This window comes from Streptomyces sp. NPDC001843, assembly GCF_042891955.1.
Lineage (GTDB): Bacteria > Actinomycetota > Actinomycetes > Streptomycetales > Streptomycetaceae > Streptomyces.
Genome location: NZ_JBIATQ010000011.1, coordinates 333863 through 340375, shown reverse-complemented (window position 1 = coordinate 340375; position 6513 = coordinate 333863). Strand labels below are relative to the sequence as shown.

General features: G+C 72.6%; 6 protein-coding genes. 3 read left to right on the top strand and 3 right to left on the bottom strand.

Annotation, left to right across the window (positions count from 1 at the left end; translation table 11 throughout):
• Positions 1 to 91 precede the first annotated feature (91 nt).
• Positions 92 to 1246 carry a CapA family protein gene (locus ACFYZQ_RS27715; RefSeq protein WP_389153068.1) on the bottom strand — a complete coding sequence of 385 codons (1155 nt, stop codon included), beginning with the start codon at positions 1244 to 1246 and terminating at the stop codon, positions 92 to 94.
• A 212-nt stretch (positions 1247 to 1458) separates the two neighbouring features.
• Between ACFYZQ_RS27715 and ACFYZQ_RS27710 the strand changes: the two genes are divergently transcribed.
• The 3 genes from ACFYZQ_RS27710 to ACFYZQ_RS27700 all read left to right on the top strand — a co-directional run bounded on the left by ACFYZQ_RS27710 (position 1459) and on the right by ACFYZQ_RS27700 (position 3480).
• A complete protein-coding gene (locus ACFYZQ_RS27710; protein ID WP_389153065.1) occupies positions 1459 to 2007 on the top strand; it encodes a sigma-70 family RNA polymerase sigma factor in 549 nt (182 codons plus the stop codon).
• Positions 2008 to 2147: 140 nt separating this feature from the next.
• The gene (locus ACFYZQ_RS27705; RefSeq protein ID WP_389153062.1) at positions 2148 to 2663 is read left to right on the top strand and encodes a hypothetical protein; all 516 of its coding nucleotides are present in this window, start codon (positions 2148 to 2150) and stop codon (positions 2661 to 2663) included.
• 151 nt (positions 2664 to 2814) lie between these two features.
• Positions 2815 to 3480, top strand: a complete 666-nt coding sequence (locus tag ACFYZQ_RS27700; RefSeq protein ID WP_389153059.1) for a zf-HC2 domain-containing protein — start codon at positions 2815 to 2817, stop codon at positions 3478 to 3480.
• A 15-nt stretch (positions 3481 to 3495) separates the two neighbouring features.
• Here ACFYZQ_RS27700 and ACFYZQ_RS27695 read toward each other — a convergent pair whose 3' ends face one another.
• Entirely contained in the window at positions 3496 to 4359 is an 864-nt protein-coding gene (locus ACFYZQ_RS27695; RefSeq protein ID WP_389153056.1) for an Fpg/Nei family DNA glycosylase, read from the bottom strand.
• Positions 4360 to 4390: 31 nt separating this feature from the next.
• Positions 4391 to 6466 (bottom strand): SpoIIE family protein phosphatase, encoded by a 2076-nt coding sequence (locus ACFYZQ_RS27690; protein WP_389153053.1) that lies wholly within the window; start codon positions 6464 to 6466, stop codon positions 4391 to 4393.
• Positions 6467 to 6513: the final 47 nt, after the last annotated feature.

Here is a 6513-nt window from a genome sequence, read left to right as displayed (position 1 = left end):
TAACTCACCCCGGAGCCGTTCCACCTCCCCCAACCTCATACCAGGACAATGCCCACCACCAGCCGAGATCACCCAACGTAACGAAGCACTACTAGTCGCCCATCATCAGCCCGTCCTTCGCCGCGCCCCTGCTGAGCACCGTGTCCCGGATCGCGTCGCGTACGCCGGTCAGGTCCGCGCCGTCCGCGATCGCCTGGCCGAGGTCGACCACCCGGCCGGCGTCGAGGTCGTACATCTGCGGGACGAACTCGGCGCCGGTCACCTCCCAGCGGCCGCCGGGGCGGGGGGGCGGGGCGAAGGTGAAGCGGGCCAGGGTGGACTCGTTGGCGCGCAGGTCGCGGGCGCCCTTGTCGTCGGACGCGTCGCCGGTGACCTGATCGCCCGTGCCGTACACCACCCAGGTTCCGTTGACCTTCTCGTACGCCTGCGGGACATGGGCGCCGCTGCCGAGGACGAGGTCGATGTCGGGGCGGCCGTTCGTGCGTGCGGCGGTGAGCCGCTTGGCGAGGGTGAGCTGCCGCCGGTCGGGGGCCTCCTGCCCCTCGGTGCCCCAGTGCAGACAGACGACGACCACGTCGGCGCCGGCCCGCCGGGCGGCACGTGCGTCGGCGAGGACGCGGTCCTCGTCGATCAGGTCGACCGCCCAGGGCTGTCCGGGGGGCAGCACGGCGCCGTCGCCGGCGTAGGTGTACGCCAGATGCGCGACCTTGGCCGGGCCGGCGCGCAGGATCGTGGGGGTGCGCGCCTCGGCATCGGTGCGCGCGATCCCGGGGTGTCCGAGGCCCGCCGCGTCCATGGCGTCCAGGGTGCGCCGGACGCCGGCCGGGCCGTTGTCCAGGGCGTGGTCCGAGGCGGTGGCGCAGCTGTCGTAGCCGGTGGCGACGAGGCCTGCGGCCAGCTCCGGCGGGGCCTCGGACGCCCGCTGCCCGGCATGTCCGGGGTCCGCGCCGTGGACGGTCTCCAGCTGACAGAGCGCCACGTCGGCCGTCGACACGGCGCCTTGCGCACCGGCCAGCATGGGGCGGAAGTCACGGCCGTTGCCGCCGGCGTCGAAGCCGGCGCGGTCGACGACCGAATCGTGCGGCACGATGTCGCCGGAGGCCACCAGGGTGAAGCCGCGCGTGGACGCGGGCGGCGCCGGCCGTCCGGGCCGGCCGGGCTCGTGCCGTGCCTGGGCCTGACAGGCGGCGCCGCCGGCGAGAAGCGCGGTCAGGGCCCAGGCCACCTGCTGCCTGCGTGCGATCATCAGCTCACCCCACGGTTGTCGCATTTACTTACAAATAGGTACGAAGCTGGACGGCGTCGCAAACGGCTACCGCACCCTCATTGACCCGTCCGGTGTCGTGGCGGAAGCGGGGCGGACCGTTCGTCGAACCGTTCGTCGACGCGATCGACCGTCCGTCGCAGATCCCCGTACACCCCCTGTCCCCGAGCCCCGCCCTGCTGTGCCATACGGCCATGACGGCCGGAACCACCCTGCCCACCGGGACGACGACCGCCGAGCACGAGCTCGCCGCGCTGCAGCGCGAGCACGGCCGACCGCTCTTCGCGCTGCTGCTGAGGCTGTGCGACGGGGACCGGCAGCGCGCCGAGGACCTCGTGCAGGAGACCCTGGTACGGGCCTGGCAGCATCCCGAGGCCCTGCGCGCCGACGAATTCGCCTCCGTACGGCCCTGGCTGCTGACGGTGGGCCGGCGGCTCGCCATCGACGCCCGCCGCGCCCGGCAGGCCCGCCCTCCCGAGGTGGGTGACGCGGTCCTGGAGAACGCCCGGGTGATCGGCGACCACGCCGAACGGGCGGCCGCGACGCTCGATGTACGGGAGGCTGTGAAGACACTCACTCCCCAGCACCGTGAAGTCCTGGTGCTCGTGTACTTCCAAGGGGCGAGTGTTGCGGAGGCCGCCGAAACGCTCGGGATTCCGCCCGGTACCGTGAAGTCGCGCGCCTACTACGCGCTGCGTGCCCTCCGCCGGGTACTCCCCGGCTACGCGGCCGACCTGCGATGAAACATCCTCGGGGCAAAGTGTTCGCAAAGCGCCTTGCTGAGGACCCCGGTTGAGCAATCAGCTGTCTTCATCCGTGTTCCGGACTGGGGGTCCGGGCGACGCACGCGCGTACCACACGGACCGGAGGAAGGCAGGAAGGGATGCTGCACACAGGCCAAGAGAGCGCGGACGGCGCCGGCGGCGGTGACCTGGCCGTTCCCATGGCATGGCTGTACGCCGAGTACATCGCCGACGAGCTGCTGCGCACCGGCGACCTGATGCCGCCGACGTCCTTCGAGTTCCGGGCGGGCCGGGACGCGCTGGCGCTGACCATCTTCCTGTCCGACACCGACGGCGAACTCTCCGGCATCCGGGTCGTCACCCAGCTCGAGACCTGGCTGTCTCTGACGGCGTACGACCAGCCGTGGCAGGACTGGGTGGGCGAGCGGATGGCCGAGCTCGCCGCCGAGACGGCGAAGGCGGACACGCCGTCGCCGGACCTGGCACTGGCCGAGGACGCCTGGCGGTGGCTGGAGGAGACCGAGCTGCTCGCGCCCGACCTCGACGCGGTGCCGGGCGGCGGACCGGTGATCGGCGAGGACGACGGACCGAAGGTCTGGACGCCCGCCTGGCGGCTGGGACTGCCCCTCGGACACCTCGCCATCCATCTCTTCTGAGTTTTTTCGAAGCCGGACCAATCCGCGGGCGCCGCCGTTACGAATCCGTTGGTTACGTTTCTGTGCGCGCCTTGAGTGATTCGACTGTCCGATGCGTACGGGTGGGGGCAAGGAGTCACCCCACCCGCACCCATCGGCATGAGGATTCGGCATGAGGTCCCTGGAACGGCATCGCGACGTCGGCGCCTACGCGCTCGGCGTGCTCGACGAGGCGGAGGCTTTCCGCTTCGAGGACCACCTCATGGAGTGCCCGCAGTGCACCGCACACGTGACCGAATTCGGGCCCGCGGCACGCCAGTTGATGTTGTACCGGCGCGCGACGCCGCGCTTCGTGCATCCCGTGGCGCAGCCCGGGCCCCGGCTGCTGGACGGCCTGCTGAACGCGGTGGCCTCCCGGCGCCGGGCCGGCCGCCGGCGCCTGCTGTTCGGCCTGGCCGCCTCGGTCGTGTTCGCCGTGGCCGGCCCCGGGATCGCCATGTACGCCTCTCACCCGGGCGGCTCCGGCGACCCCGAGGTGCAGGTCATGGCGGCGACCGACGCGCACTCGGGCGTGTGGGCGCAGGTCACCACCAAGGACGACGAGCACGGCAGCGACCTGGTGCTGGAGATCAAGGACGGTGCCGGGCCCCGTTCCTGCCGTCTCGTCGCCATCGGCCGCGACGGCTCGGAACAGGTGGTGACCAGCTGGACCGTACGCGGCCACGACTCCGGCATGACCACCGTCGCGGGCGGCTCCTCGATGCACACGGACCAGGTCGTCCGGTACGAGGTCCGCACCGCGGCCGGCGAGCGGCTGGTCAGCCTCGACGCCGGCTAGGGGATGTTGCGGGATCTACTTCAGCAGCCGTGACATCCTCCGGTCCGCCAGTGGTCTGCCGCCCGTCTGGCAGGTGGGGCAGTACTGGAGCGACGAGTCGCTGAAGGAGACCTCGCGGATGGTGTCGCCGCAGACCGGGCAGGGCTCGCCGGTGCGGCCGTGGACCCTGAGGCCGCTCTTCTTCTCCGCCTTCAGCCGGCCGGCGGCCAGGCCCCGGGAGCGTTCGACCGCCTCGGTGAGGGTGGTGCGCAGGGCCGCGTGGAGGGTGCGGACCTCCTCCGGGGTGAGGGAGGCGGCCACCTTGAACGGGGACATCCGGGCCGCGTGCAGGATCTCGTCGCTGTAGGCGTTGCCCACGCCCGCGATCAGGCCCTGGTCGCGCAGGGCTCCCTTCAGCCGGCGCCGCTCGCCCTCGAGCAGTGCGGCGAGCCGGCCGGCGTCGAAGTCGTCGGCGAGCGGGTCCGGGCCCAGGCGGGCGATCCCGGGGACCTCCCGCGGATCGTGGACGACGTACACCGCGAGGCGCTTCTGTGTGCCCGCCTCGGTGAGGTCGAAGCCCTCGCCGGTCTCCAGGGCCACCCGCAGGGCGAGGGGACCCTTGCCGGGGCGGGGCAGGCCGTCGGGCAGCCGGTCCCTCCACTGCAGCCAGCCCGCGCGGGCCAGATGGGTGACCAGGCGCGGGCCGTCCCGCGTCACGATGTCGAGGAACTTGCCGTGCCGGTGCACGGCGGTGACCGCATGGCCCTCCAGGGCGGCCGGAGGGGGGTCGTACGTCTTCAGGACACTGACGGCCACGGGCAGCACCCGCACCACCTCGTGGCCGACCAGGTGCTCGGCCAGGAAGTCCTTCAGCGCCTCGACCTCGGGCAGTTCCGGCATACGTCCAGAGTGCCATCCCGGACCGGCACGGTCAGGTCCGCTCCGGCACCACGAACTCGCACCACACGCACTTGCCGCCGCCCCGCGCCTCCACCCCCCAGACGTCGGTGAGCCGGTCTACCAGGACCAGCCCCCGGCCGGACACGCCGGACACATCCACGTCCCGGCGGCGGGGCAGGGCGCTGGAGGAGTCCTCGACCTCGACGCGCAACCGGCGGTCCACGCCGCACAGGAACCTCAGGGTGACGACCGCGGAGCCCTCGGTGTGCAGCAGCACGTTGGTGATCAGCTCGTCGGCGACCAGCTCGATCTCGTCGGCGCGTTCGGTGGCGCCCCAGGCACGGACCGTGGCGCGGATCATGTGCCGGGCGAGCCGCAACGCCTCGGGGTCGCCGGGGGCCACGTGCTGCTGGAGCCGGCCGCCGGTGCGCGCGGCGTCCCAGCCGCGGCGGCGCAGCAGGAGCAGGGCCACGTCGTCGTCGCCACCGCGTTCCTCGGCCACGTCGATGAGCCGGTCGGCGAGGTCGCGCACGTCGTCCGGGCCCGACTCGATGAGCGCGGCCAGGGTGCGCAGCCCGTCGTCGAGGTCGGCGCCGGGCTGTTCGACGAGCCCGTCGGTGCACAGCACCAGTGTCTGGCCCGGATCGAGCTCGACGGTGGACACCGGGTACTCCAGACGGCCGAACTCGGCGGACAGGCCCAGCGGCAGGCCGCCCTCGACGGAGATCCGGCGGCACGACGCGTCGGTGTGCCGGATCAGCGGGTCTATGTGGCCGGCCCGGACCACCTGGACCACACCGGTGGTCAGGTCGGCCTCCGCGTACAGGCAGGTGGCGGAGCGGTCGGTGTCGAGTTCGTGCAGGAACACGGAGGACCGGGCCATCACGGTGGCCGGGGTGTGCCCCTCGGCGGCGTACGCGCGCAGCACGATGCGCAGCTGGCCCATGACGGCCGCCGCGTGCGTGTCGTGCCCCTGGACGTCGCCGATGACCGCGCCGACCCGGCCTCCGGGCAGCGGTATCAGGTCGTACCAGTCGCCGCCGATGTCCCGGCCGAGCGACGCCGAACGGTAGCGGACCGCCACGTCCGCCCCGGGCACGCTGGGGATGGTCCGGGGCAGCATCGCCTGCTGCAGGCCCTGGGCGAGGTCCTTCTCCTCCTCGTAGAGCATCGCCCGCTGCAGGCTCTGGGCGATGCTGCTGCCGAGGGCGACGAGGACGGTGCGCTCCTCGTCGGAGAAGCCGCGCCGGTCGTTGTAGAGCAGGCCCATGGCGCCGATCGGGCGGGCCTGGGCGATCAGGGGCAGATAGGCGGCGGAGGTGATCCTCAGGTCGGTGATGTGCGGCCAGAGGATCGGGTAGCCCTCGGCGAACTCCTCCGGTGACTCGATGAAACGCGGGAGGAGGGTCCGTACGACCTCGCTCATGGGGTACGGCTCGTCGATCCGGGTGATCCGGGTGCCGGGCACGATCCCGTCCTCCGGTCCCTCGGCGACCATCCGGATCCGGCCCGCCTCCACCAGCCCCATGACCACGCTCGTAGCGCCGAGGTGCCGGACGCCGTGGCTGTCCTTGAGGACGTCGATGACGTCCTGGACGCTGCGGGCGTGCGAGAGGGCCGCGGTGGTCACCTGCACCACGCCCGTCTGCCGCCGGACCGCCTCGTCCTGGGCGGCGCGCAGGCTGCGGGCCGCGCTCTCCTGGAGCTCCTGCGTCGCGTCCCGCACGATGCCGATGACCCGGCGCGGGCGGCCGGTCTCGTCGCGCCGGATGTAGCCCTGCGTGTGCGTCCAGCGGCGGGTGCCGTCACGGCAGCGGAGGCGGAAGTACGCGCCGTAGTTCTCGCTGCCGTCCTTGATGGCCTGGGACACCACGGCGTCCAGGCGGCTGGCCTCCGGCGGGGGCACCCGGACGGCGAGGGACTCGGGACGGCCGTCGTACTCCTCCGGGAGGAGGTCGAAGACCTCGTACGCCTGCGCGTCCATGTGGAACAGACCGGTGTCCAGGTCCCAGTCGAAGGTGCCCATGCGGTTGAGCGCCAGTACGGGATCCGGACGGGCGGTCCGTTCGTCCGGGAGCGACAGGGCGCCCGCGCCCCGATCTGCCATGGGGCCACCTTGCCAGGAATCGCCGGAATCTTCGAGTGGTGTCGCGC